The sequence below is a fragment of the Vibrio kanaloae genome (assembly GCF_024347535.1).
Classification (GTDB): Bacteria; Pseudomonadota; Gammaproteobacteria; order Enterobacterales; family Vibrionaceae; genus Vibrio; species Vibrio kanaloae.
On sequence record NZ_AP025497.1, the window covers coordinates 2,541,313 to 2,566,930 of the forward strand.

Sequence of the window (25,618 nt, forward strand, 5' to 3'; positions counted from 1 at the left end):
CTCACTCCCGTAGCGGAAGTTTCTTTTCATCGACTCCTTTAATATACACCCTGACTTAATTAATACATTCAGGGATAACAAATTATGATGTGGTTTCTTACCTGTGTTGCAGCACTCATTGGTGGCTACTTTATTTACGGTACCTTTATCGAGAAGATTTTCGGTATCAATGAAAAGCGCCAAACACCCGCTCATACCAAGCAAGATGGCGTGGACTACGTTCCAATGTCAACACCAAAGGTTTACCTAGTTCAGCTGCTTAACATTGCAGGTGTAGGTCCAATCTTCGGCCCTATCATGGGTGCCCTTTACGGCCCAGCAGCAATGCTTTGGATCGTGCTAGGTTGTATCTTCGCAGGTGCAGTACACGACTACTTCTCAGGTATGTTATCTATCCGTAATGGCGGCGCTTCGGTTCCAACCATCACTGGACGTTACCTAGGCAATGGCGCAAAACACTTTATGAACATCTTTGCCATTGTTCTACTGCTTCTTGTTGGTGTGGTATTCGTATCTGCTCCCGCAGGCATGATCACTAACCTAGTGAACGACCAAACTGATTTCGCGATGTCTGCAACAACGATGGTTGTTATCATCTTTGCTTACTACATCATCGCAACGATTGTCCCTGTCGATAAAATCATTGGTCGCTTCTACCCACTGTTCGGTGCACTGCTTATCTTTATGTCTGTTGGCTTAATCACGGCGATTGGTCTATCTGACGAACACCAAATTATGGGTGGCTTTGAGATGAGCGACATGTTCACCAACATGAACCCGAATGACCTACCACTTTGGCCTGCTCTATTCATCACCATCGCATGTGGCGCTATCTCTGGCTTCCACGCAACTCAGTCTCCTTTGATGGCGCGTTGTATGGAAAATGAGAAGAACGGTCGCTTTGTATTCTACGGCGCAATGATTGGTGAAGGCATTATCGCTCTAATCTGGTGTGCCCTTGCTCTGTCTTTCTTTGGTTCAGTTGAGTCTTTGTCTGACGCGATTGCAAACGGCGGCCCTGGTAACGTGGTATACAGCGCTTCATTTGGCCTACTGGGTGTATTTGGCGGTATCCTTGCTTTCCTTGGCGTGGTTATCCTACCAATCACTTCTGGTGACACTGCATTCCGTTCAAGCCGTCTTATCCTTGCTGAATACTTCAACATGGAACAGAAAACACTGCGTAACCGCCTACTGATGGCTTTACCACTGTTCGTTATCGGCGGCATCCTGACTCAAGTTGATTTCGGTATCATCTGGCGTTACTTCGGTTTTGCTAACCAATCAACAGCAGTAATGATGCTGTGGACAGCTTCAGCTTACCTACTTCGTCACAACAAACTGCACTGGGTAACAACAGTTCCAGCTATCTTCATGACGTCTGTGTGTATCACATTCATCTTAAACAATAGCCAACTGGGTTTTGGGCTACCTATGCAAATATCAACAATCGTAGGCGTGGTGTCATCTCTACTGATTACGGCTTACGTGATCAAGATTTCAAAAGGCAAAGGCGATATCGACCTAGCTGATGAAGAACAAGAGAAAGAAGCAAAAGGCGTAACCAAAACTGCCTAGTTCTTTCAGACTCTTGATAAAAGAGACACGTCTTCATAGAGAGACAAAAGAACAGCCAAACACACTTCACTTGCTCCGGTAATCACCCAGTGATTCGTGGAAATTAAGACTAAAGCCCGTCCTCTGTGATGGGCTTTACTGTATCTCAGCATTGAGAAGCAATCGTCACTGGATATAACCAACGAAAACACAAGCAAAGCTACCGTTACCACGCAATGAGCTTTACACTTAACAAGCGTCTCAATAGGTGAAAATATGGAACTCATTCTCTCTCTGCTGCAACAAACCTGTGTCTACTTAGTGATTGCTTACATGTTAAGTAAAACTCCATTGATTCTCCCTTTGTTGAGCATCTCTTCACGCTTAAGTCATAAAGTCAGCTGTTATGTTCTGTTTTCTCTGTTCTGTATTATGGGCACCTATTTTGGACTGCAGATTAATGACGCGATAGCCAACACTCGAGCGATGGGCGCAGTAATGGGCGGTCTGTTTGGTGGCCCTGTCGTTGGCTTTGCGGTCGGCTTTACTGGCGGTATTCATCGTTACTCATTAGGTGGTTTTACGGACTTAGCTTGTGCCATTTCCACCACAGCAGAAGGTTTGATTGGTGGCCTATTGCACGTTTACTTAGTCAGAAAGAATAAAGCCAGCCAGCTGTTTAATCCGCTGGTAGTGTTCTCTGTCACCCTGTTTGCAGAGATCATTCAAATGCTGATTCTACTGGCGGTCGCCAAACCGTTTGAGCAATCCTACGCTCTGGTTTCTGATATTGCTGCGCCAATGATCATTGCAAACTCAGTGGGTGCGGCGCTGTTCATGAGCATCATCCAAGACAGGAAAACCATCTTCGAAAAGTACTCGGCTACTTTCTCGCGCCGCGCATTAACCATCGCCGAGCGTTCTGTGGGTATTCTGCATGGTGGCTTCAATTCCGATAACGCACAAAAAATCGTGCGTATCGTTTACGAAGAAACCAACGTCGGTGCGGTGGCGATTACCGACCGAGAAAAAATCCTCGCGTTCGTCGGCATTGGCGATGAACACCATATTCCGAACACCCCTATTTCATCGCAGAGCACCCTCACCTCGATGGAACAAAACGACATCATCTACCTTGATGGTAAAGAGAACCCATACCAATGTTCTCTATCTCAAGATTGCAAGTTAGGTTCTGCGCTTATTATCCCACTGCGTGCCGGTAACGAAGTCGTCGGTACCATCAAACTGTATGAGCCTAAGCTGAAGCTATTCTCGACCATTAACATGTCGATGGCAGAAGGTATCGCTCAACTGCTTTCAAGCCAGATCCTATTCAGCAACTATCAGCAGCAGCAGACCCTGCTCACCCAAGCTGAAATCAAACTGTTGCACGCTCAGGTTAACCCGCACTTCTTGTTTAATGCGCTGAATACCATCAGTGCCGTTACACGTCGTGACCCAGATAAAGCACGAGAGCTTATTCAGCACCTATCTCACTTCTTTAGAAGCAACCTTAAGCAGAACATCAACACTGTGAAACTCAAAGACGAACTGGCACACGTCAATGCTTACCTGACCATAGAGAAGGCACGCTTTACCGACCGCTTAGAAGTGGAATTGGATATCGACCCGCTACTGTATAACTCTCAACTGCCGAGCTTTACCCTGCAGCCACTGGTTGAAAATGCCATAAAGCATGGTATTTCAAACATGCTAGAAGGCGGCAAAGTGAAGATTTATAGTGAGGCTTTCAAGGGTGGATTCAAGCTGACCGTGGAAGACAATGCAGGCAACTATCAGAAGCCGTCTCAAGACCATGTGGGTTTAGGAATGGAAATTGTTGATAAACGACTCGCGAATTTCTTTGGACAAGACTCAGCACTAAAAATAGAATCTCAACCACAGCAATTTACTCGAATGAGCTTTATCATACCTATACTAAAATAACGGTGCTTTCGTAGATGATAGCCTCTCGGTAACCGTATTATTTAGAAGCCAAGCGTGAATCAAACAGGGATAGAATCAAGATGAAGATTGTAGGATGTTAAAAGCATTAGTTGTCGATGATGAGCTTTTTGCTCGTGAAGAACTGATTGAACTACTGACTGAAACTGGAGAAGTGGAAGTCATCGGTCAAGCAAGCAACGCGATCGAAGGCCTGAAGCAGATCAACCAGCTCAAGCCTGATGTAGTGTATTTAGATATTCAAATGCCGCAAGTTACCGGGATTGAACTGCTGAGCATGCTTGACCCAGACACTATGCCCTACGTGGTATTTGTGACCGCCTACGATCAATATGCGATTCAAGCCTTTGAAGACAATGCCTTTGACTACCTACTTAAGCCAGTCGAGCCTTGTCGATTAAACAAGAGCGTTTGTCGCCTGAATAAGATCATCAAACAGAACCACAAAGCGCCAGAACAAGACATATCAGTCATCGCCCCCTCTCATTTAGAGCAGATTCCGTGTATTGGCCATAACCGTATAGTGATCATGGCAAGCCAAACGGTCGAGTGCGCCTATTCAGACATTAGTGGGGTACATGTTCGTAGTTCATCGCAAACAGCAACTTCACAATTAACCTTGAAGACCTTAGAAGAAAAGACCGATTTGATCCGCTGTCATCGCCAATATTTGATCAACATAAAATCGATCCAAGAGATCAAGCTATTAGAAAATGGATTAGCCGAGATAGTCACACTGACGGGCTTTGAAGTGCCAGTCAGCCGTCGCTACCTCAAGACGTTAAAAGAGCAACTCGGCCTTCAGTAAACATACTTCAGGTCAAGACATAGCATGATCAAAAAAGCCAACGCATCAACGTTGGCTGTTTACTAGTCGCTAGTGTCACGAATCAATAGAGATTAGTCGACTTGCTTGATCTGCAGCTCTTTTGGCACTTCGAAGAACATGTTCTCTTCACGACCTTGAATCTCTTCAACGTCAGTCGCACCCAACTCACGAATGCGGTCCAAGATTTGGTTTACTAGCTCTTCTGGAGCCGAAGCCCCCGCCGTTACACCAATTTTCTTCTTGCCTTCAACCCATTCTGTTTGAATGTCTTCAGGGCAATCCGTAAGGTAACCGGGTGTGCCTAGCTTCTCAGCCAGCTCTTTCAAACGTGTTGAGTTCGATGAGTTCTTAGAACCAACCACAATCACTACGTCTACATCATTTGCCATATCACGTACTGCGTCTTGACGGTTTTGAGTCGCGTAACAGATGTCGTCTTTACGAGGGCCTTGGATCTGTGGGAACACGCGACGTAGCTCTTCAATTACATCCGCCGTCTCATCAACTGACAAGGTTGTTTGGCTAACGTAATGTAAGTTAGTTGGGTCGTTCACTACTAGGTTTTGTACGTCCTCTGGTCTTTCAACCAAATACATTCCACCGGTTTTGCTAGCGTACTGACCCATAGTCCCTTCCACTTCAGGGTGACCTGCGTGACCAATCAGTACCACTTCCATATGTTTGCGACTCGCACGAGCAACTTCCATATGTACTTTAGTGACCAATGGACACGTCGCATCAAATACGGTGAGATCGCGCTCTTTCGCTTCTTTACGAACAGCTTGAGATACACCGTGAGCAGAAAAGATCACGATGTTATCGTCTGGCACTTCACTCAGCTCTTCGACAAAAATAGCACCACGTTGCTTAAGCCCTTCAACAACAAAGCGGTTATGCACCACTTCATGGCGAACATAGATCGGTGGCTGATACATTTCAAGTGCGCGCTCTACGATGCTGATCGCACGATCAACACCGGCACAGAAGCCACGAGGGTTAGCTAACATTATTTTCATTTCATTGCTCATCATTTACCGCGGTACTAAGGTTGTTTCTCTAGAGTTCGCCGTCAGCGAGGTTCGCATTCTACAGTGAAGCGCCTAGACAGTGAAGCTCTGGGTTGTGTGTCACAGCTGTAAGGCAGTGCTATTCTAACGTTAAGAGAGTTATTCTACCGTTAAGATATTGACGTCAAAGGTAACATCTTGACCAGCGAGTGGGTGATTAAAATCAACCGTCACTGAATCACCTGCGATCTCAGTAATAATACCTGGAATTTCCATACCGTCAGGACCTGAGAATGCCATGATAGTGCCCACTTCAACTTCAGAGTCGCCAACAAACTTAGCACGATCCATATAGTGAATATGATCTGGGTTTGGCATACCAAACGCGTCTTCCGCTTTCAATTCGATAGACTTTTCAGTGCCGGCTTCAAGTCCAAGTAAGCACGCTTCAAAGTTCTCACTTAGGCTGCCATCACCCATGACGAACTTCGCTGGTTTGCCCATGTTCTCCGTACTATCGGCAACTGAACCATCCTTCATTTTAATCGTAAAATGTAGAGTTACTGCTGAATCATTTTTAATTGCTGCCACGTTACTTTCCTTAGACTTCTTTATTATTTGGAGGACGCATGGTGCTTTGCTTCCTTGTTGACTGAAGCATAAAAAAAAGCGCCACCGGAATCAACCGACAGCGCTTAGGGCTATTCTATTCTGTGAGTCATAGACTGACTTTAGGGCAATCTATTTCAAGGCTCTTTTACCTAAGGCTTATTCGCCTATTTGCTCTCATCTTTCTTGCGGAAGCCATCGAGGATGATCATCGCAGCACCGATACAGATTCCCATATCCGCTAAGTTGAAGGCAGGCCAATGGTAAGTGCCCCAGTAAAAGTCTAAGTAATCGACAACAAAGCCGTGTACTACTCGGTCAAATACGTTACCAACTGCACCACCAATGATGATGGCGTAAGCAATGTTGTTCCACTTTTCTGTCGCTGGTAGTTTGCTCATCCAGTACGTCAGCATGCCTGTTACTGCAAATGCGATACCAGTAAATAACCAACGTTGCCAACCACTTTGGTCGCTCAAGAAGCTAAATGCTGCACCGTAGTTATGAACATACAAAAAGTTAAAGAACGGCAGCACCTCAATACGATTTGCCCAGCCATAACCCATGTTGTCCATGACGAAAAGTTTGATGCCGATATCTGCAGCGAAAACCAGCAGAGCCAACCATAACCAACGCACACCAGATTGTTTTAACGAAACTTCACTCATTTCTATTCCTAGTATTTACTAAACCAGCACCCATTTCGTCACCCCGTTTAAAGGTAACAAGCACTCGACTTGGTTAAACACATTTCCTATAACTAAAAATAACCCCAGTTGATACTGGGGCTATGATTTTTACAAAAAGTTCAGTCTTTCTCTGAGCGGTTATGCGAACTTACGCACTTCGCCTTCACCGTCAATGTTCGACACACAACGACCACAAACTTTCTCGTGACCTTCGATAGTGCCTACATCTGGAGTGTGGTGCCAACAACGGTCACACTTCTCAGCTTCAGTCGCCGCTACTTCAACGAATAGACCTTCAACGTCTGTCGCTTGAGCTGCATCAGACTTCTCGCTCAGTGGCTTAACAACAGCTGCAGAAGTGATAAGTACGAAACGTAGCTCATCTTCTAACTTGTTGATCTTAGCCGCGAGTGCGTCGTCAGCGTATAGAGTTACTTCAGCTTGCAGTGCTCCACCGATCGTTTTATCTTTACGAGCATCTTCAAGAAGCTTGTTCACTGCACCACGAACAGACTGGATTTCAGTCCAGAATTCGTTGCTTAGCTCTTCGCCTTCAGCAAGACCAAATAGACCTTCGAACCACTCGCCTGTGAATACGAACTTGTCACGTTTTTCACCTGTTGGAAGAGAAGCAGGCATTTCGTTCCAGATCTCATCTGCAGTGAACGACATGATAGGTGCCATCCAACGAACTAGAGCTTCTACGATGTAGTAAAGCGCCGTTTGGCAGCTACGTTGAGCATGGCTGCCCTGCTTCGCTGTGTACTGACGATCTTTAATTACATCTAGGTAGAAAGAACCCATTTCGATAGAACAGAACTGCATTAAACGTTGAGTCACACCATGAGTGTTGTACTCGCCGTATGCTTTAACAATCTCTTCTTGTGCAGCTTGAGCACGGCCAACAGCCCAGCGATCAAGTGCAACCATCTCTTCAGCAGGTACTAGGTCCGTTTCAGGGTTGAAACCGTTCAAGTTCGCTAAGAAGAAACGAGCCGTGTTACGAATACGACGGTAAGCATCAGCTGAACGCTTCAGGATTTCATCAGAAACCGCCACTTCACCGGTATAGTCTGTGGAAGCAACCCATAGACGCAGGATATCAGCACCTAGCTTGTTGGTTACATCTTTAGGAGCAACAACGTTGCCGATAGATTTAGACATCTTACGGCCTTTACCATCAACCACGAAACCGTGTGTTAGTACTTGCTTGTATGGTGCTTCGTCTTTCATCGCGATAGATGAAATTAGAGAAGACTGGAACCAGCCGCGGTGTTGGTCTGAACCTTCAAGGTAAAGATCAGCACTATGAGTACGCTCTTCGTTCGGGAAGTTGTACTCTTCACGAGAATCAACCACAGAGAAGTGCGTCACACCTGAGTCGAACCATACGTCTAGCGTATCCATTACTTTTTCGTACTTATCAGCGTCTTCTGCGCCCATAAGTTCAGCAGCGTCTACATCCCACCAAGCTTGAATGCCTTTCTCTTCAACGAGCTTCGCTACTTTTTCAATAAGTGCTGGGCTTTCTGGGTGAAGTTCTGCTGTTTCTTTATGAACGAACAGAGCAATTGGCACACCCCAAGTACGTTGACGAGAGATACACCACTCAGGGCGACCTTCAACCATGCCTTCGATACGGCTTTGACCCCATTCAGGCAACCACTCAACACTCTTGATTGACTCTAGTGCTCTAGCACGTAGGCCAGCTTGATCCATAGAGATGAACCATTGTGGTGTTGCACGGAAGATGATTGGAGTTTTGTGTCTCCAACAATGTGGGTAGCTGTGCTCGTAAGCGTGGTGATGCAGAAGTGCACCTTTCTCTTTTAGAACGTCTAAAACAGAGTCGTTCGCTTTGAATACGTGCTGACCAGCGAATAGCTCAGTATCTGGCAGGTAAACGCCGTTTGAACCGACTGGGTTAGCGATTTCTAGGTCGTATTTCTTACCAACCACGAAATCCTCTTGACCGTGACCAGGCGCAGTGTGAACCACACCAGTACCTGAATCCGTTGTCACGTGGTCGCCAAGAACAGCAGGAACCGTAAAGTCATAGAACGGGTGGTTGAACAGAGAAAGCTCAAGATCAGCGCCAGTCGCAAAACCAAGGTTATGGAAGTGCTCGATACCAGCACGATCCATTACGTCTTTTGCTAGTTCAGAAGCAACAACGATACGTTGAGCTGGCTGTTCACCATTCGCTTCAACTTGGATAAGCACGTATTCAAGATCATCACGTAGACATACTGCGCGGTTAGCCGGCAGAGTCCAAGGTGTTGTCGTCCAGATAACGATAGAAATTTCGCCTTGACCCGCATGACCTTCCGCTAGAGTAAATTTCTCTAGAAGCGCCGCTTCGTCAGCTGCTGTAAATTTCACATCGATAGATGGAGAAACTTTATCTTTGTATTCAACTTCAGCTTCAGCCAGAGCAGAACCACAGTCAGTACACCAGTGGACTGGTTTGAAACCTTTAAGAAGGTGACCTTTATCTGCGATTTTGCCTAGAGAACGAATGATGTTCGCTTCTGTGCCGAAATCCATAGTGCGGTAAGGTTTGTCCCACTCGCCCATGATACCAAGACGTTTGAAGCTCTCTTTCTGACCTTCAACTTGGCCCGCCGCGTACTTACGGCACTCTTCGCGGAATTCAGCAGCCGAAATCTTCTGACCAGGCTTACCTTTCTTCTTCTCAACCATTAGCTCGATTGGAAGACCGTGACAGTCCCAACCTGGGATGTACGGTGCATCAAAACCAGAAAGGGTCTTAGATTTAATAATAATGTCTTTAAGAATCTTATTCAGCGCGTGACCAATGTGAATGTCGCCGTTCGCGTATGGAGGGCCATCATGCAATACGAAAGATTTTTTACCTTTCTTTGCCTTACGGATTTCGCCGTAAAGATCTTCTTTATACCAACGCTTAAGCATTTCTGGCTCACGATTTGCCAGATTGCCACGCATTGGGAACCCTGTTTCTGGTAAGTTCAGGGTAGTTTTATAATCACTCATCGATTCTTAATTCCGTTATATTGGGCGAAGTTAGACATTATGTTAACCGGTGGAATCATCCGATTAATTCTTTAGCTGAAGCAGCCACACCCTTGCGGCTTCAGCATCCAATTCTATTTGATTCTTTAATGCGTCGAACGATTCAAATTTTATCTCGTCGCGCAGTTTGTGTAAAAGTCGTACTTCTAACTGTTTACCATATAAATTGGCTTTAAAGTCAAAAAAGTGCACTTCTAATTGCTGCCTTACGCCATTAACCGTTGGTCGTTGTCCAATGTTAGCCACGCCACCGACAGGAACACCGTCAATATCCAAAGCTTCAACAACATAGACTCCCGAAACAGGAGAAACGCAACGCTTTAATGGAATGTTAGCGGTAGGGAAACCTATGGTTCTCCCTAATTTTCGACCATGAGAAACACGACCACTAATACTGTAATCACGCCCTAACATGGTTGCACTTGCAGTCAAGTCATCAGCCGCTAATGCATTTCGTATCTCGGTGCTGCTTACTCGTAATTGGTTTAAGCAATAGCTCTGTGTGCTTACCACCTCAAAACCATATTTTTCGCCAGCTTCTTTAAGCATAGCGAAATTACCCGTACGGCCTTTGCCAAAACAAAAATCGTCACCAACCACCAAAAACTTAACACCAAGCTTATCAACCAGAAGATCTTTAATGAATGCTTCCGCAGATAAACTTGCAAAATACTGGTTAAAATTAACACACAGTAAACGACTGATATCTAGCTTACTCAGTTGCACGTATTTATCTCGCAAGCGAGTTAAACGTGCTGGCGCTCTATCTCGGGCAAACAGCTCCATAGGCTGTGGTTCAAACGTCATGACAACAGAAGGGAGCCCTAATACTGCCGCTTGTTTAGAAACCTGACTTAGAACCTCTTGATGTCCTAAATGAACACCATCGAAGTTACCTATGGTTAATACACAGCCACGATGCTGCGCTTTTATATTGTGTATACCTCGGATCAGTTCCATTATGATCAACTAAAACCTGCTATTTGCATCATTTATTGTGTGAAACCGACGGATTATATACTAATCAGTATTAATCTGTCGCTGCTTTTAAATGTTTTACTCGGACACCTAAAATCAATACAGAAACAATATAAACAAAGCCACCAAGTCCAATCAAGCCTGTTAATGCCATCGCTCTCTGACTGAATCCCCATTCAAGCCACTTTTGCATACTATCCAACTGCCACAAAATAGCCGCTACCATCACCACACCAGAGATAATCAATTTGGCACTGAACAATAAGGTTGTCTTCGTTAATTGATATACACCCGCAAGATGTAATCCACGATATAACAAGGCCATATTCACAAAAGCAGATAAGGCTGTCGCAATCGCTAAACCAACATAACCATAGAAATAAGCAAAGATCGCGTTAAACACCATGTTGGTCACCATAGCGATAATGCCGTACTTAACCGGCGTTTTGGTATCTTGGCGAGAGTAATAGCCAGGGGCTAACACTTTAATCAACATGAAGTTAAGCAAACCTGACGCGTAAGCGACCAATGACATCGACGCCTGCTGCACATCGTGTGGAGAAAACTCACCACGCATGAAGAGCACCATCAGCATAGGTTTAGCCAAAACAATCAGGCCTAACATCGCCGGAATGCCGAGAAGCAAAACCATGCGTACGCCCCAGTCCATCGTATGTGCGAATCCTTCACCTTGAGCGTCTACATGTTTACGGGATAAAGCGGGCAGAATCACAGTCGCAATCGCGATACCGAATAAACCTAGTGGAAATTCAAGTAGTCGGTCTGAGTAGTACAACCAACTGATAGAGCCCGTCGCAAGGAAACTTGCAATGAAGGTATCAAACAGTAAGTTAATTTGGCTAACAGACACGCCAAACAACGCAGGGATCATTAATGTGCGGATCTTAACCACCCCCGGATCTCTCCATCCCCACTTAGGCTTAACCAACACACCCGCTTTGATTAAGAATGGCATTTGGAAAAGGAACTGAACGAGACCTCCAAGAAACACACCAATTGCCAAGCCAATTTCAGGTTGCTCTAGGTTAGGGGAAATAAACCATGCAGCACCAATGATCATTACGTTCAAGAACACAGGCGTAAAAGAAGAGACAGCAAACTTACCTAAGGTATTGAGGATCGCACCAGACAAAGCCACAAAGGTGATAAACCATAAATAAGGAAAGGTAATTTTTAGTATAAAGCTCGCCAACTCAAATTTTGGTGCCGCAGGGCCGTCGTTAAGCCAGTCGATAAACCAACCTGCGCCAAACATCGCGGTGATGACTCCAGACCCCAGAACCCCGGCAATCGTTACGATCGAGACTAATACTCCGAGCGTACCCGAAACTTTAGCGATTAAATCTCGAGTTTTATCTTTATCACCAGCAGCGTGATATTCCGTTAATACAGGAACAAACGCTTGAGAAAATGCACCTTCTGCAAAAAGTCGACGTAAGAAATTAGGAATTTTATTAGCGAAGAAAAATACATCGGCACTTGCTCCTGCCCCCATCAAATTTGCTACTACTACATCACGTACTAGCCCCAACACACGGGAAACAAAAGTCATTGCACTGACAATCAGGCCTGACTTTAATAGTCGTTTACTCACAGAAACCTCTGACACTAGTTGATTACTTTTAAGCGGGGGGATAAATACTATCCAGTCCTAAGAAGCATAATTATTAGCATTGGTATAAAAATGCTGTTAGAATCCCCGCCATCTTAACCGCGATGACCTTTCTATACCAAAGTTTGTTTGGCTACGACTGGTTTTTGCACAAATCATTTGACAATTAAGCGCTAATGAGGGATAGTCCTCGCCCTTAAATTGTCACCGAACTAAGTTTTTGGGAGTTAGACCCTTGGCAAACAGTAAATCTGCTAAGAAGCGCGCTATCCAAGCTGAGAAACGTCGCCAGCACAATGCTAGCCGTCGTTCTATGATGCGCACTTACATGAAAAAGACTATCTCAGCTATCACAGCTGGTGATAAAGAAGCTGCAACTGCTGCTCTTGTAGAAGTTACACCACTTCTTGACCGTATGGCGACTAAAGGCCTTATTCATAAGAATAAAGCTGCACGTCATAAGTCTCGTTTCGCGGCTGCAATCAAAGCTCTTTAATAGAAATTTGATTACAACGCAAAACGAAAAAAACCGGCCTAGGCCGGTTTTTTTATATCTAAATTTTGAGTAACGCTTTGATTTAGTTTCTTGCTGAACGTTATTTTTTCTTATTGACAGCTATGGGCTTATTGAAAAATAGTTTGTTTACTAAAAATTATTTCGTTTCCCGATAGACAAATAAGCAAATAGATAAACGGCTAACAGATCAATAAAAGAGAGTGGATTTATAAAAGATCACAGATAGGCATAAACGTTCGACGTGAAATACTGACACTTCCTTGTGTCGACCTTATTCCTGATAAGAAATCACCTTCCTCACCAACAATAAGCTACTTGCAATATAGGCCATGCAGTAGGTTAATCATTGCTTTAATTTCTTCACTGCTCAATGTGTAATACACGGTTTGAGCTTCTTTGCGAGTTTCGACTAAACCATCTCTTCTCAACCAAGCAAGATGTTGAGATAAAGCCGATTGGCTCAGTTCCAACTTACCACACAACTCTCCAACCGACAGCTCAGTACCATGCAATAGGCACAAGATCTGTAAACGACGTTCGTTGGCCATGGCTTTGAGTAGAATCACAGCTTTTGCTGAGTTCTTCTCCATCTCTTTTAAGTTCATAGTTTGGCTCCCTACCACCTCTACGCCAACTACGGGCTATCAGTATTTCCGGTACATTGAGTGATCATAATAATCGATATCAATTCATTAACAAACTACCTCACTCGAACAATTTGCTAAAATCTGCGTCACATACGTTTTTTACTGCTGGATGTTGGATCATCCTCTCAGCGAATATGACATAGTACTCCTCTTTTAACTCTTCAATGTCACCCAGCAACTGCAGCGATGTGTCTTGCTCAACCTCAGACATATAGAGTGTGGGAGCTAAGAAAATAGCATCATGGTGATAACGAGCAAAAGCTTTCATCAATGCTGCATCATCAAACTCCCCCAAGATATCAGGTTTAAGTCCTTGCCTATCGAACCATTGCAGCACTTTACGACCCATTGAGGTACGGCTACCTGGGATCAACAATTTTCTTTGCTCTAATACAGCGGGGAAACTTACCTCTTTAACATTACCTGAACAGAAAAAACTCAGACTGCTTTCGCCCAACTTCTTGCTGAACAAGCCAGGGCTTTGGCTAGAGTCAACCGGACAATCAGACAAGATCATATCCAGCTTATGCTGAGAGAGCTGTTCAAGCAGCATTTCGTGGGTAGATTCAAAGCAACGTAAGTGAATACTGTTGTCTGACGGAATTGTCGACATCAATATCTTGCTGACTAATCTTTTAGATAGCGCATCCGCGACACCTACATCAAACAAAATATTTGAGTGCTGGCTGTAATTCACAATATCGAGCATTTCATAACTCAGACCAAACATACGATCGGCATATTTAAAGACCAGTTGACCAAGCTCAGTAGGCTCAACGCTGCGCCCATTACGCTTAGTCAGCTTGCCATCCATACGTTCTTCTAACGCTTTAATTTGACCAGTTACTGTTTGTGGCGTTAAAAATAGAGCTTCCGCCGCTTTAGTAACAGAGCCTTGCTTGCAGACCATCCAGAAATAGTAGACATGGTTATAGTTGAGGTGCGACATAAATGTGCCGTAATAGAGAGTAGATACCTTGTTATATCAAATATCCCCTTCCCACTCAACAAACTCGGAAAAACCTAAAGAAACACCAGTAAATATTTGTTTTTCCGAAGAGTAAGATTGAACAATGTAATATGAAAATGATTATTTTCCATTTTCCTTACCAATCAAAAACCATATCCCCCATCATCACAAACTCAAAAAAAAACTAATAAACAAAGACTTAAATAAACGTTTTTTATAGGAAAAATATTTAAATAGTAAATTGACGCAAAAAAGCCTCACCGAAATCAAAATGTAATATTACTGACATATTTAATCTCTAACATCTCGCTCAGATTAAACAAACAGACCACACTCAGACTTAAACGGTCCAATGGAGAAAACATTATGAACCAAGCTACTACTGCAGCAGCGCCTATTTCGAGTACCACTCGTTGGCTACGCTGGGCTAACTTGGCATTCATGCTTTACCTACTATTACTTTCAGTTTCAATGGTTGGTACAGGCTTCAAATGGGCAACAGGCGAGCAAGCAAAGGTTCTTTTTGAATTTGCTTCACACCCAGTTGCAGGCTTAATGATTGGTTTAGTGGCAACAGCACTTATTCAGTCATCAAGTACCGTTACTTCAATTATTGTTGGCCTTGTAGCAGGTGGTTTGCCTGTTGAGCTAGCCATCCCGATGATCATGGGTGCAAACATTGGTACTACGGTAACCAATACGCTAGTGAGCCTTGGTCATGTTCGTTGTAAAGATGAGTTCAAAAGAGCATTCGCAAGCGCGACCATTCACGACTTCTTTAACCTATTAGCCGTTGCTATCTTCCTACCACTAGAGATGGCATTTGGTATTCTAGAGAAAATTTCTCACTGGTTAGTATCTCCAATGCTAGCAACAGGTGATATGAGCATGAAGGGTCTTAACTTCATAAAGCCAATCACTAAACCTGTAGTAAGCGCGATTAAAGAGCCACTATCAACATTTGGCGACACCATTGGCGGCATCATGCTTATCGTTCTTGGTATCGCGACTATCTTCGTAGCGATCACAGTAATGGGTAAGCTAATGAAGAGCCTAATGGTTGGCCGAGCTCGTGAGATTCTAAAGAACGCAATCGGTCGTGGTCCACTTCACGGTATCGCTTCTGGCTCTATCGTTACTATCCTTGTTCAGTCTTCTTCAACGACGACAAGCTTGATGGTTCCGCTCGTAGGCTCAGGTGTTCTTAAAGTGCGTGACGTTTACCCATTCACTCTGGGCGCAAATATCGGTACCTGTATTACCGCTCTACTTGCAGCAACAGCAGTATCTGGTGAGTTCGCTGTATTTGCACTGCAGATTGCTCTAGTACACTTGGTATTCAACATCATGGCAACGGTATTCATCTTCGGCATTCCGTTCCTACGTGAAATACCCGTTAAAGCAGCAGACATAATTTCAGACATGGCTGTGAAGAACAAAGCTGTAGTCGCGGGTTACCTTGTTGCAGTATTTCTTGTACTGCCTGGTACCGTGTTAGCTCTTACTGCTTAAACACCATTCCATCGCTTACAGTAAACCCCGCCACCTACTAGGTTGCGGGGTTTTTCTTTTTAGAAGCCGGAGTAACGAAAGACATCTCTTTAGATAGGAAAAGCACCACTCCTACATGAATAAACTATCCATATATCGTATATCGTTACCGAACCATAGATACAAAAAAGGCTGCACAGAGGCAGCCTTTCAATCAAACAAAGCGGATGATATTAAACCGAGAATGGGTACTTAATCGCTTCGTGGCATTCGTAACCTTCAACCCAGAAGTCATCCATCGTTACCCACGTTTCCAAATCTTCTAAAGACTTAATCTCAGGGTTGATATGGAATGTTGGGCCAGCTAACGGCTCACGCTTTAACTGGATATCACGCATTGGTGCGAGTTGATCTTCGTAAATATGAGCATTCACAAGCTTATGGTAAGCCACGCCAGCTTTCTTACCCGTGATTTGCGCCATGATAGCTAGGAAGACATACACTTGAACCATGTTGAAGTTCAGGCCTAGCGGTACATCACAAGAGCGCTGAGTGCTGTTTAGGTACAGAGTATCACCAAGTAGAGAGAAGTGATGGCTGTACATACACGGACGCAAACAACCCATGTGGAACTCACCTGGGTTATAGAAGTTTAAGATCTCGCCACGGTCATCAATACCGTTTGTTAGATCATCAACAATCTTCTTCAGTTGGTCGATATGACCGCCGTCAGGTTTTGCCCATGCACGTCCTTGAACGCCATAAACACGGCCCATGTCATCTTCCCCCTTGCGGTAAGGGTTATTCAGCCATGCTTCGTTCAGGTTCGAGTTTGCATCCCAGGTTTTAGTCCCTAGCTTGCGGAAGTCTTCAGCATTATCGTAACCACGGATATAGCCAAGCAGTTCAGCAACTGCCGCTTTCCAAAAGCTCTTACGCGTTGTTACCAGTGGGAATTGGTTATTACCAACATCATATTCAAGGTCAGCATTGATCACAGTTAGGCAGCGCTTGCCCGTGCGTTCATTTTCAATCCAAGTACCGTCATCAACGATACGCTGACAGAGATCTAAATACTGTTTCACACCAATTCCTTACTTCGTTTGTTGTGGTAATTCATCTTTGTAGTGACCACGCTTGTATGCCCACACCATCATCAGCACACCGATGACAACCATTGGCAGTGACAAAATTTGTCCCATAGAGATAAATCCACCGAACAAACCTAGGTGAGCATCAGGTTCACGTACGTATTCTACTAAGAAGCGGAATGTACCATATCCAGCTAGGAATAACCCTGATACCGACCCAAGAGGGCGCGGTTTTTTGATAAACCAGTTCAAGATGAAGAACAGCAAAATACCTTCAAGCGCCATCTCGTAAAGTTGAGATGGGTGACGAGGAAGTGGACCACCGTTAGGGAACACAATCGCCCATGGCACATCAGTCACACGGCCCCAAAGCTCGCTGTTCATGAAGTTGCCTAAACGACCCATACCTAAACCAAACGGAACCAATGGTGCAATCATGTCAGCTACACCAAAGAAGGTGCGACCGTTCTTTTTGGCATACCAAAACATGGCTGTGATAACACCAAGCAAACCACCGTGGAAAGACATACCACCGGTCCATACCTTGAATAAGTAAAGAGGGTCTGCAAGGAAAAGGTCAAAGTTATAGAAAAGTACGTAGCCAATACGACCACCAAGCACTACACCTAGAAATCCTGCAAACAGTAAATCTGATACTTGCTCTCGAGTCCATCCACTATCAGGTTGATCAGCTCGTCGATTTGCTAGCCAAAGAGCAAACATAAAACCGACTAGGTACATTAAGCCATACCAGCGAACTGAAATTGGTCCTAGTTCAATAAGAACAGGATCGATATTTGGGAATTCGATAAAACCCTGAGACATATTTGGCTCTCTATCTAAATTGAATAACGGTCAGCTCAGCAGCTAACAGAAAAGACACTACAGCAGCATTGTGGCTGCTATAAACATTAAAAATACCGCAAAGAATTTCTTTAGCACAGGGGTTGGCAATTGAGTGGCCAGTTTCGCACCAACTCGCGTAGTCAGCACTGAAGTACAAGAAATTGCGACCAAAGCAGGCAGGTAAACATAGCCCAGACTAAACGCTGGAAGATCATCGACAGACGAGCCATGCCAAATAAACCCGAGCATTCCTGAGATAGCGATAACAAAGCCGCACACCGAAGATGACCCTACCGCCTTGCGCATTTCTACACCATGATGGTTAAGAAAAGGCACAGATAAAGATCCACCACCAATGCCCGCTAAGCTTGAGACTAAGCCAATACCACCACCGCATAATATAGTTTTTGCAGAACCTGGCATCGCTTTCTGACTCGTAGAACGAATCGATAACAGCATTTGTAATGCTAATACCAATACAATCACACCAAAGACTTTCGGTAGGTATTGAGCTGGAATTACGTCGGCTACAAAAGAACCTAGAAAACCACCCACTACCACACCTGGCATCAACCATTTAACGACAAACATCTCTACATTACCCAATTTTAAGTGGTTAATCGCAGACGATCCTGACGTAACAATAATGGTCGATAATGAGGTCGCCAATGCCATTTGCATTGCAAACTCTTGAGGGATACCCGCTTTAGGAAGCAAAAACAGTAAGGCAGGAACCACCAGCAAGCCACCGCCAATGCCTAGCAACCCCGCTAAAACACCAACAACAGCCCCAAGGCCTGCTAACAAGCCTATTAGTTCATATGACACGTTAAATCCTATTTTTTACCTGCTCGAATGAAGCCTGTAAATTCACGCTCTTCGAAATAGTTGAGCATCATACTATAGATGTCACAACCATACGGTTTTGAAAGTGCCTTATTTGCCAGATCTTGCAGTTCACTAAGCTTAGATTGACGAATTAAATATTTAGTCCTTGCGACATTTGAGGTATTCATACTTAACGTCTCATATCCTAATCCAATCAAGAGCAAAGCGCCCATTGGATCACCCGCCAACTCTCCACATATACACACAGGCAATTGATATTGCTTACAAGTATCATGAATGTGTTTCAATGCCATGATCACTGCAGGGTGCATGGATTCATAGACATCAGAGACGCGGGAATTGTTCCGATCAACCGCCAATAAATATTGGGTTAAGTCATTGGTGCCCACCGAAACGAAATCAACTTTATCCGCAATAAGCGGAAGAAGGTAAAGCATTGATGGCACTTCAATCATGATACCGATACGTGGCATCCGAACTCGACTGTCGAGCTCATGTACTTCATCGTAGGCTTGCTCGATGAGTTGAACAGTATCATCCAGTTCTTGAGTGCTAGAGATCATTGGCAACAAGATACTCAAATTCTGGCTATCACAACTCGCACGTAACATCGCACGCAACTGGATAATAAATATATCGGGGTGATCGAGCGTAAAGCGAATACCACGCCAGCCAAGAAATGGGTTATCTTCTTCTATTGGGAAGTAAGGTAATGCCTTATCGCCACCAATATCCAAAGTTCGCATCACAACTTGCTTTTCAGGGTAACTCGCGAGGACAGAGCGATACTGCTTGAACTGTTCGTCTTCTGACGGGAACCTTTGCTGAAGCAAGAAAGAAATTTCGGTTCGATACAGACCAACCCCATCAACACCTTGGTTGATAGCTATGTTGGTATCAGCACTTAATCCCGCATTAAGTAGGATTTCAATTTGCTTGTTATCTTGTGTCTTCGCAGGTAAATAGAGCTCTCGGCTAACCATAGAAGAGAGCTCACTCTCCTCTAAAATAAACCCTTGGTATTCAATCAGTAGACTCTGAGTCGGCTCAATAAATATCTCACCGCTGTACCCATCAACAATGGCTTGTTTGCCATTCACTTGAGCTAGGTTGAGATTAATGCCCATTACCGAAGGAATGCCAAGCGCACGAGATAAAATCGCCGCATGCGAGTTTGCCGCCCCTTCTAAAGAAATAACAGCCAACAGCTTCTCTTTCGGTATTGAAGCTAATACTGATGCCGTCAACTCACGCACAACCAAAATAATCGGCTTATCGAACGTACGTAACTCTTGTTCTGAATTATGGAGAAAATAGAGTAACCTTTGACCAAGCTCACGAATATCTTGTGCCCTTTCTCGAAGGTAAACATCAGACATACGAGCAAAACGGTTAGAGTAACTCTCAACAACTTGTCTTAATGCCCAATCGGCCTTATCGCCTTTCTGAATTTGGTTTTTCAGATCCTTACGTAACATAGGATCATTCAGTAAGTGCGTAAACAGGTCAAAGATCGCCAGCGCATCTTTATTAATATCACTATCCAAGCGCTTGCGCATACGCTTAAAATCATTGAGGGCATTTTCAACCGCAACCGCCAACAACTCATGCTCCCTTTCGACATTAAGCGTCGACGCAGGGTAAACATCGGTTAATTCAGGCTGCGTGTTATCCCACCACAAATCACCAATCGCCACACCCGATGACGCAGCGACACCTTTAGTCGCAGGCAACTTTTGCTGCTCTAATAACCAATGACCTTGGGTTTGAGCATGCGCAACAATAACGGCAAGTTGTGCTGAGAGCGTGACAAGAAAAGACTCTTCCATTTCACTGAATAAACGGGGGGACTTCTGTTGAATAACCAAAACGCCAAGCACTTGCTTGCGATAGATGATGGGAGTGCCAAGAAAAGAGTGATAAACCTTCTCTCCCAGCTCTGGAAAAAACTTATAATCGGGGTGAGCAGAGGCTTGTGCGAGGTTGATTGGCTCTGCACTTCTTTTGACAAGGCCAACCAGGCCTTCGTCAAAACCAATGTGAATACTATTGCCTTTGAAGATCAGGCCTTGAGTTGCCATCAACTCAAGGCGCTGCATATCATTATTTGCTAAATAAACGGTGCAGCATTCAGTCTGCATCGCACTGCATGTCTCTTTAACTAAAATATCCAGAGCCGTCGACACATCTTCAACTCTTGATACGTGTTCAACTATTTCCCTTAGTTGACTGAGCATGCTTAACCTCTACGCAATTTGCGTTTTCCTTTTGTTTTTCGCTCTTTAAACGGCATTGCCAAAGATGCGAATTCTTTCATCGCTCGACGATAAACATCTCGCTTAAAAGAAACAACTTGTCGAACTGGGTACCAGTAACTCACCCAACGCCAACCATCAAACTCAGGTGTACTTCCACGCTGCATATTGATACACGATTCATCGCAATCTAAGCGTAAAAGGAACCACTTCTGTTTTTGTCCAATACAGACAGGTTTCGAATCCCACCGAACCAGTCGTTTGGGTAGCTTATAGCGTAACCAATGACGACTTGTCGCGACGATTTTTACATCCTTTTTTGTAAGGCCAACCTCTTCATACAACTCGCGGTACATTGCCTGTTCCGGAGTTTCACCTTCATCTATTCCCCCTTGAGGAAATTGCCATGAATGTTGTCCGTATCGTTTAGCCCAGAAGACCTGACCATGGTTGTTACAGATTACAATACCAACATTTAATCGGTAACCATCGCCATCTATCACTGGCCAACCTCTATCTAAATTTTTAATTACACTGATTTTTCCACATATCCCCAATTGGAGCAAACTTAGTGACGTGACAAGCGCTATATTTATGAATATTAACTAAGAATATGGATAAGTTTTGCTCAAATCTTAGTTACCCACACAAGAGTGAGACATAGACCACATTTATTCACCTTTTCTGTGAATAACTATGTGAAGAATTACCAGAAATCGTTTTTTTTAATCCATAAACTCATCAGAACCATAAATAACAAAATCCAAAATTAAAAATAAAAACATTAAATATCAGTAACATAAAGCATAATGCTGTGTATTTTAGAATTAAAAAACAGCAGAAGATCTTTCAAAAATTCAATATGGTTAAAGATCAATCACCCAGCAGTTTATCCACACTAGTAAGTGAAAGATTCATTTTAAACATCATTTAGCAAGCATTTTATCCCCCACTAAACCCTGTTTATTTATCCACTAAATTAATATTTCAATTAATTACGTTTATGTCCTGTGGATAACCATGAGTTTGATCTCTTTTATAACAAGGAGATCATTTATTAACCACTCGGCATTTAGTGATAACTTCTGATAAAATCGTTTTTTTGATCATACCTTTTATTATGAAACCAGAACCACAAACACAACAAGAGTTATTAGACAGAGCGTATGCGATTGCCGGAATGACTTTTAAAGAGCTCGCGGATGAAGCCGAGATGGTGATGCCAAACGACCTTAAGCGTGATAAAGGCTGGGTTGGACAATTACTGGAATGGCACTTAGGCGCGCCAGCAGGCAGTAAGCCAGAACAAGATTTTGCTAAATTAGGTATCGAGCTTAAAAGCATTCCAATTGGCTATTCTGGAAAGCCACTCGAAACTACCTTTGTTTGTGTCGCCCCACTGATGGGGGTGCAGGGATTAACATGGGAAACCAGCCACGTCCGAAACAAACTATCTAAAGTATTGTGGATCCCTGTAGAAGGTGAAAGGGAAATTCCATTGGCAGAAAGGCATGTTGGCTCTCCCTTACTCTGGACACCAAACGAAGCTGAAGATGAGCTTCTAAAAAGGGACTGGGAAGAACTGATGGAATTGATCGTGTTAGGTAATGTTGGACAGATAACAGCAAGGCACGGTGAAGCATTGCATCTTCGACCAAAAGCCGCTAACAGTCGAGTGTTAACTGAAGCTTACGGTGCAAGTGGCAAACCCATCAAGACCAAACCACGTGGTTTCTACCTGCGAACTCAATTCACACATAAATTGCTGACAACACACTACGCATGATCGTAATAACAAGCTCTGTTTATAAATACCTTATATACGCCCTCTAATGAGGTTTGAGTGCCAGTTCAATATCACAGTAGCTGTGACTTGGCTCATTACCAAATTCATCATACGCATTGTGTAAACGAAGATAGGCCTTTTCAAAACCAAGCCGAAGTAACTCCTCTTTTACTTGATCTAAAGATCCAAAATGAAGTGGCACACCGTCTTGTTTTACCGGTTCCAGCTTATGTTTGTACTCCACCGCTAATAGATATTCTGAGATATCAGAACAGCCAATAACGTACACTTTGGGTGTTTGATAAGAGTCTTTGTGCTCTCCATGTAACCACATGTCTAATTGATGCTTTTGCATAAACGTTCTCCCCCTGCTCTATAAAGCGTAGTTGAACTCTTTTCCTTTACTAGATAACGGCTTAAAAAAGCAAAAAAGAGAAGCAAGTGCTTCTCTTTTTTGTCCAGTTCTAGTTCAAAAGTTTGCATTTTCGACGCCATAACTATCACTGTAAGTTATCTTAGGGGTTGAACGGTGCTATCAACCCCTAAGATTACGTCGGTATTCGCGCACTTAGGACACGACGAAGGTGACGTACTCGACGTTCAATAGTGACAACTTCTGGTTCAGAAAAACCAATCGGTCGACCGTCAGCTTCAAGACCAATATCTCTTAATAAATGAGTATTGTTCCAAGGTAGCTCATATGAACTACGGCGAACTTTTCGTTGCCATTCGCGTTCTTCACGACGAAGATCGGCACGGATAAGGATTGTTGCTAATTTTAAATATACTGAGTGACGCATAATAACTCTCCAGTTGTTGGATCAACTGAGGAAAAATAGCGTGTTAGATCGTATGAGGGCTTCTCACTTAGCTGCTATTTTTCCGCAGCCAAATAAGGGTACGGATCTATTAGTTAGGTTTATCTTGGGTGTTTCGATCGGCCATGGCTGATGTGTGTGACATATCAGTCACCATGTCAGTACACGGATCAAACGATGCGCAAATATGCTGTATAAAATCGAAATGTTTCATTTGCGCCTCCAAACTAACTAAAAAATCCAAAAAGAAATGGGATAGTAAAAGCAGACAAGTCTTTGTTAAATCGTTGCTTTGACGGTTAAAGTCTAACCAAGTGAGTATATTATTCAACCGCTAATTGGTTAACATTTTTAAAACAATGTATTCGCCTGAAATATCAGTTGCATATTTATTTACATATAACATATTCACTATGATTATATAAAATCACAGCATATCTCTCTTAGGGTCGAACTAGAAAACAACGGACTATTCTTCAGAAACAAAAAAGCCACGTAGATACGTGGCCTTTAATTTACGTTGACTGAATAAAATCATTTAGAACAGAGTCTAAGCAACCCCTTCAGAAATTAGGCTGTGTTTGTTCAGCAAGCGGTACATCGTCGCTCGTGATACTCCAAGCTCCTTAGCCGCCAACGAAACTTGTCCACCATAAGACTCCAATACAATCAGCAATGCATCACGCTCTGAACGCTCACGAATGCTTTTCAAGCTGCGGCGTTCATCATTTTGTTTAGGTAAATCAAGATGGTGATCTTCAATGATCACCGCATCTGACATCAGAACAACACGCTTTATCTGATTCATCAATTCGCGAACGTTACCAGGCCAGTGGTAGCGACTCATGGAGCGCACCGCATCCTCAGAAAAGCTCTTCGCCTGAGCATTAAATTCTTTCGAGTACTCACGTAAGAAATGATTCGCCAGTACAGCAATATCACTCATACGCTCTTTCAGGCTCGGAACATGGATCCGCAGAACATTAATGTAATGATAGAGTTCTTCATTAAAGTCCCCTTCAATTAACGCTTTTTCGATATCAGAAGAGTTCGCAGCAAGAATGCGTACATCGACAGATTTTGGTCCGTTCGCGGTTTCTATCTTACCTTCTTGTAGAAAGCGCAGCAGGTTCAATTGTTGATTGCGTGGCATCGCTATAACATCATTAAGTAAGATGGTTCCGCCATCGGCTTCTTCTAGCATGCATGGCGTTGTCGCTGGCTGTGTTGAAATACCAAACACCTCGGCTTCTATTCTCATTTCAGACAAGGCACGACAGTTAACCGCTAAAAATGGTTTCTGCGCGCGCGACGAGTTTTGGTGAATAGAACGAGCAATCGTCTCTTTACCAGCCCCACTCTCGCCATAAATTAAGATACTGACATCAGTCGGCCCAATGCGCTTTACTTGGTCTCTCAATCGCTTCACCGCCACAGAGTCGCCTAGCAAGCCCATATTGTTGTTAATACCGTAGTTTGGCCATACTTTCTGCTCAAGTTTGAGCATTCCTAATTGGTGGCCAATGGTACTCAATAGCTGAGCATCAGGGATTGGCGCCGTGAAAAAGTCGATACAGAAGTTAACGATAAATTGGCAGATCGTATCAGAGCTTAATTGTGATTCACGAATAAAAGCGAGCCACCTCACCTGTTTGTTATTACTCACAAGGTTAGCAATACCGTTAAGACTGAACTCATCGTGGCTAAGATCCACAATACCAATGCATGGGCCAATGTCAGCAATCAAGGCATCGGCTTTTCGTAAATCCGCACACTGAGTGCATTGCCAACCCACTTGTTCTAATACAGATAACCAAGGTTCGTATGCACCACCAACAACGATAAGAGAACCTGGTAAGGAATCCATCTTAAATTGAGTTCCCATCCTTCTTCCTTATTCTATTTTATTTAAGTTTGGCTAATACGAGTTCCATGATTCTTAATTCTACGAAGTGCCACGAGATCATATTCAGCGCCGATATGTATAGTAGTGAGAACTATCTTAGATTTTTCGTCTCAATAGTAAG

General features: G+C 43.7%; 23 protein-coding genes. 6 read left to right on the top strand and 17 right to left on the bottom strand.

Annotated elements, in window-relative coordinates; all coding sequences use genetic code 11:
* Positions 1–84: 84 nt before the first annotated feature.
* The 3 genes from OCV24_RS11520 (at position 85) to btsR (ending at position 4,330) form a co-directional block, all read left to right on the top strand.
* Positions 85–1,578, top strand: coding sequence for a carbon starvation CstA family protein (locus tag OCV24_RS11520; RefSeq protein WP_102507232.1), 1,494 nt, complete (start codon positions 85–87; stop codon positions 1,576–1,578).
* Between the two features lie 255 nt (positions 1,579–1,833).
* A complete protein-coding gene (locus OCV24_RS11525; RefSeq protein WP_137032165.1) occupies positions 1,834–3,504 on the top strand; it encodes a sensor histidine kinase in 1,671 nt (556 codons plus the stop codon).
* A gap of 94 nt (positions 3,505–3,598) precedes the next feature.
* Entirely contained in the window at positions 3,599–4,330 is a 732-nt protein-coding gene (gene btsR / locus OCV24_RS11530; RefSeq protein ID WP_017056133.1) for a two-component system response regulator BtsR, read from the top strand.
* 92 nt (positions 4,331–4,422) lie between these two features.
* Here btsR and ispH read toward each other — a convergent pair whose 3' ends face one another.
* The 6 genes from ispH to murJ form a co-directional block, all read right to left on the bottom strand.
* Positions 4,423–5,379, bottom strand: a complete 957-nt coding sequence (gene ispH / locus OCV24_RS11535) for a 4-hydroxy-3-methylbut-2-enyl diphosphate reductase (protein ID WP_029626952.1) — start codon at positions 5,377–5,379, stop codon at positions 4,423–4,425.
* A 138-nt stretch (positions 5,380–5,517) separates the two neighbouring features.
* Positions 5,518–5,949 carry an FKBP-type peptidyl-prolyl cis-trans isomerase gene (gene fkpB / locus OCV24_RS11540; protein ID WP_017062866.1) on the bottom strand — a complete coding sequence of 144 codons (432 nt, stop codon included), beginning with the start codon at positions 5,947–5,949 and terminating at the stop codon, positions 5,518–5,520.
* A gap of 185 nt (positions 5,950–6,134) precedes the next feature.
* On the bottom strand, positions 6,135–6,635 hold the full coding sequence (gene lspA / locus OCV24_RS11545; RefSeq protein ID WP_017056130.1) for a signal peptidase II: 501 nt from the start codon (positions 6,633–6,635) through the stop codon (positions 6,135–6,137).
* Positions 6,636–6,794: 159 nt separating this feature from the next.
* Positions 6,795–9,671 (bottom strand): isoleucine--tRNA ligase, encoded by a 2,877-nt coding sequence (gene ileS / locus OCV24_RS11550; RefSeq protein ID WP_150878621.1) that lies wholly within the window; start codon positions 9,669–9,671, stop codon positions 6,795–6,797.
* A gap of 63 nt (positions 9,672–9,734) precedes the next feature.
* Positions 9,735–10,670 (bottom strand): bifunctional riboflavin kinase/FAD synthetase, encoded by a 936-nt coding sequence (ribF, locus tag OCV24_RS11555; protein WP_136997205.1) that lies wholly within the window; start codon positions 10,668–10,670, stop codon positions 9,735–9,737.
* 70 nt (positions 10,671–10,740) lie between these two features.
* Positions 10,741–12,303, bottom strand: coding sequence for a murein biosynthesis integral membrane protein MurJ (gene murJ, locus OCV24_RS11560; protein WP_032547897.1), 1,563 nt, complete (start codon positions 12,301–12,303; stop codon positions 10,741–10,743).
* Positions 12,304–12,556: 253 nt separating this feature from the next.
* Here murJ and rpsT point away from each other — a divergent pair, with 253 nt between their 5' ends.
* Entirely contained in the window at positions 12,557–12,817 is a 261-nt protein-coding gene (gene rpsT / locus OCV24_RS11565) for a 30S ribosomal protein S20 (protein WP_150878623.1), read from the top strand.
* A gap of 332 nt (positions 12,818–13,149) precedes the next feature.
* Here rpsT and OCV24_RS11570 read toward each other — a convergent pair whose 3' ends face one another.
* On the bottom strand, positions 13,150–13,443 hold the full coding sequence (locus tag OCV24_RS11570; protein WP_017056125.1) for an ArsR/SmtB family transcription factor: 294 nt from the start codon (positions 13,441–13,443) through the stop codon (positions 13,150–13,152).
* Between the two features lie 100 nt (positions 13,444–13,543).
* Positions 13,544–14,434 (bottom strand): transcriptional activator NhaR, encoded by an 891-nt coding sequence (nhaR, locus tag OCV24_RS11575; RefSeq protein ID WP_017056124.1) that lies wholly within the window; start codon positions 14,432–14,434, stop codon positions 13,544–13,546.
* A gap of 387 nt (positions 14,435–14,821) precedes the next feature.
* Between nhaR and OCV24_RS11580 the strand changes: the two genes are divergently transcribed.
* A complete protein-coding gene (locus tag OCV24_RS11580) occupies positions 14,822–15,967 on the top strand; it encodes a Na/Pi symporter (protein ID WP_136997202.1) in 1,146 nt (381 codons plus the stop codon).
* 212 nt (positions 15,968–16,179) lie between these two features.
* On the opposite strand, the gene OCV24_RS11585 is transcribed toward OCV24_RS11580, so the two are convergent.
* The 5 genes from OCV24_RS11585 to rppH are packed head-to-tail and all read right to left on the bottom strand — an operon-like array spanning position 16,180 to position 21,490.
* Positions 16,180–17,031: a thymidylate synthase gene (locus tag OCV24_RS11585; RefSeq protein WP_017056122.1), complete on the bottom strand. Its 852-nt coding sequence runs from the start codon at positions 17,029–17,031 to the stop codon at positions 16,180–16,182.
* Positions 17,032–17,040: 9 nt separating this feature from the next.
* Positions 17,041–17,862, bottom strand: a complete 822-nt coding sequence (lgt, locus tag OCV24_RS11590; protein WP_136997200.1) for a prolipoprotein diacylglyceryl transferase — start codon at positions 17,860–17,862, stop codon at positions 17,041–17,043.
* A 57-nt stretch (positions 17,863–17,919) separates the two neighbouring features.
* A complete protein-coding gene (locus OCV24_RS11595; RefSeq protein ID WP_017056120.1) occupies positions 17,920–18,711 on the bottom strand; it encodes a sulfite exporter TauE/SafE family protein in 792 nt (263 codons plus the stop codon).
* Positions 18,712–18,719: 8 nt separating this feature from the next.
* Complete coding sequence (ptsP, locus tag OCV24_RS11600; RefSeq protein WP_046223911.1) at positions 18,720–20,969, bottom strand: phosphoenolpyruvate--protein phosphotransferase; 2,250 nt, start codon at positions 20,967–20,969, stop codon at positions 18,720–18,722.
* 2 nt (positions 20,970–20,971) lie between these two features.
* Complete coding sequence (rppH, locus tag OCV24_RS11605) at positions 20,972–21,490, bottom strand: RNA pyrophosphohydrolase (protein ID WP_017056118.1); 519 nt, start codon at positions 21,488–21,490, stop codon at positions 20,972–20,974.
* Positions 21,491–22,107: 617 nt separating this feature from the next.
* On the opposite strand from rppH, the gene mutH reads away from it, so the two are divergent.
* Entirely contained in the window at positions 22,108–22,773 is a 666-nt protein-coding gene (gene mutH / locus OCV24_RS11610; RefSeq protein WP_046223927.1) for a DNA mismatch repair endonuclease MutH, read from the top strand.
* Between the two features lie 43 nt (positions 22,774–22,816).
* On the opposite strand, the gene OCV24_RS11615 is transcribed toward mutH, so the two are convergent.
* The 4 genes from OCV24_RS11615 to vpsR all read right to left on the bottom strand — a co-directional run bounded on the left by OCV24_RS11615 (position 22,817) and on the right by vpsR (position 25,476).
* A complete protein-coding gene (locus OCV24_RS11615; protein WP_017056116.1) occupies positions 22,817–23,128 on the bottom strand; it encodes a DUF6482 family protein in 312 nt (103 codons plus the stop codon).
* Between the two features lie 193 nt (positions 23,129–23,321).
* Positions 23,322–23,573: a hypothetical protein gene (locus OCV24_RS11620; protein ID WP_017056115.1), complete on the bottom strand. Its 252-nt coding sequence runs from the start codon at positions 23,571–23,573 to the stop codon at positions 23,322–23,324.
* Positions 23,574–23,682: 109 nt separating this feature from the next.
* A complete protein-coding gene (locus tag OCV24_RS11625; RefSeq protein ID WP_258954150.1) occupies positions 23,683–23,805 on the bottom strand; it encodes a hypothetical protein in 123 nt (40 codons plus the stop codon).
* A 336-nt stretch (positions 23,806–24,141) separates the two neighbouring features.
* On the bottom strand, positions 24,142–25,476 hold the full coding sequence (gene vpsR / locus OCV24_RS11630) for a cyclic-di-GMP-binding transcriptional regulator VpsR (protein WP_146441185.1): 1,335 nt from the start codon (positions 25,474–25,476) through the stop codon (positions 24,142–24,144).
* Positions 25,477–25,618: the final 142 nt, after the last annotated feature.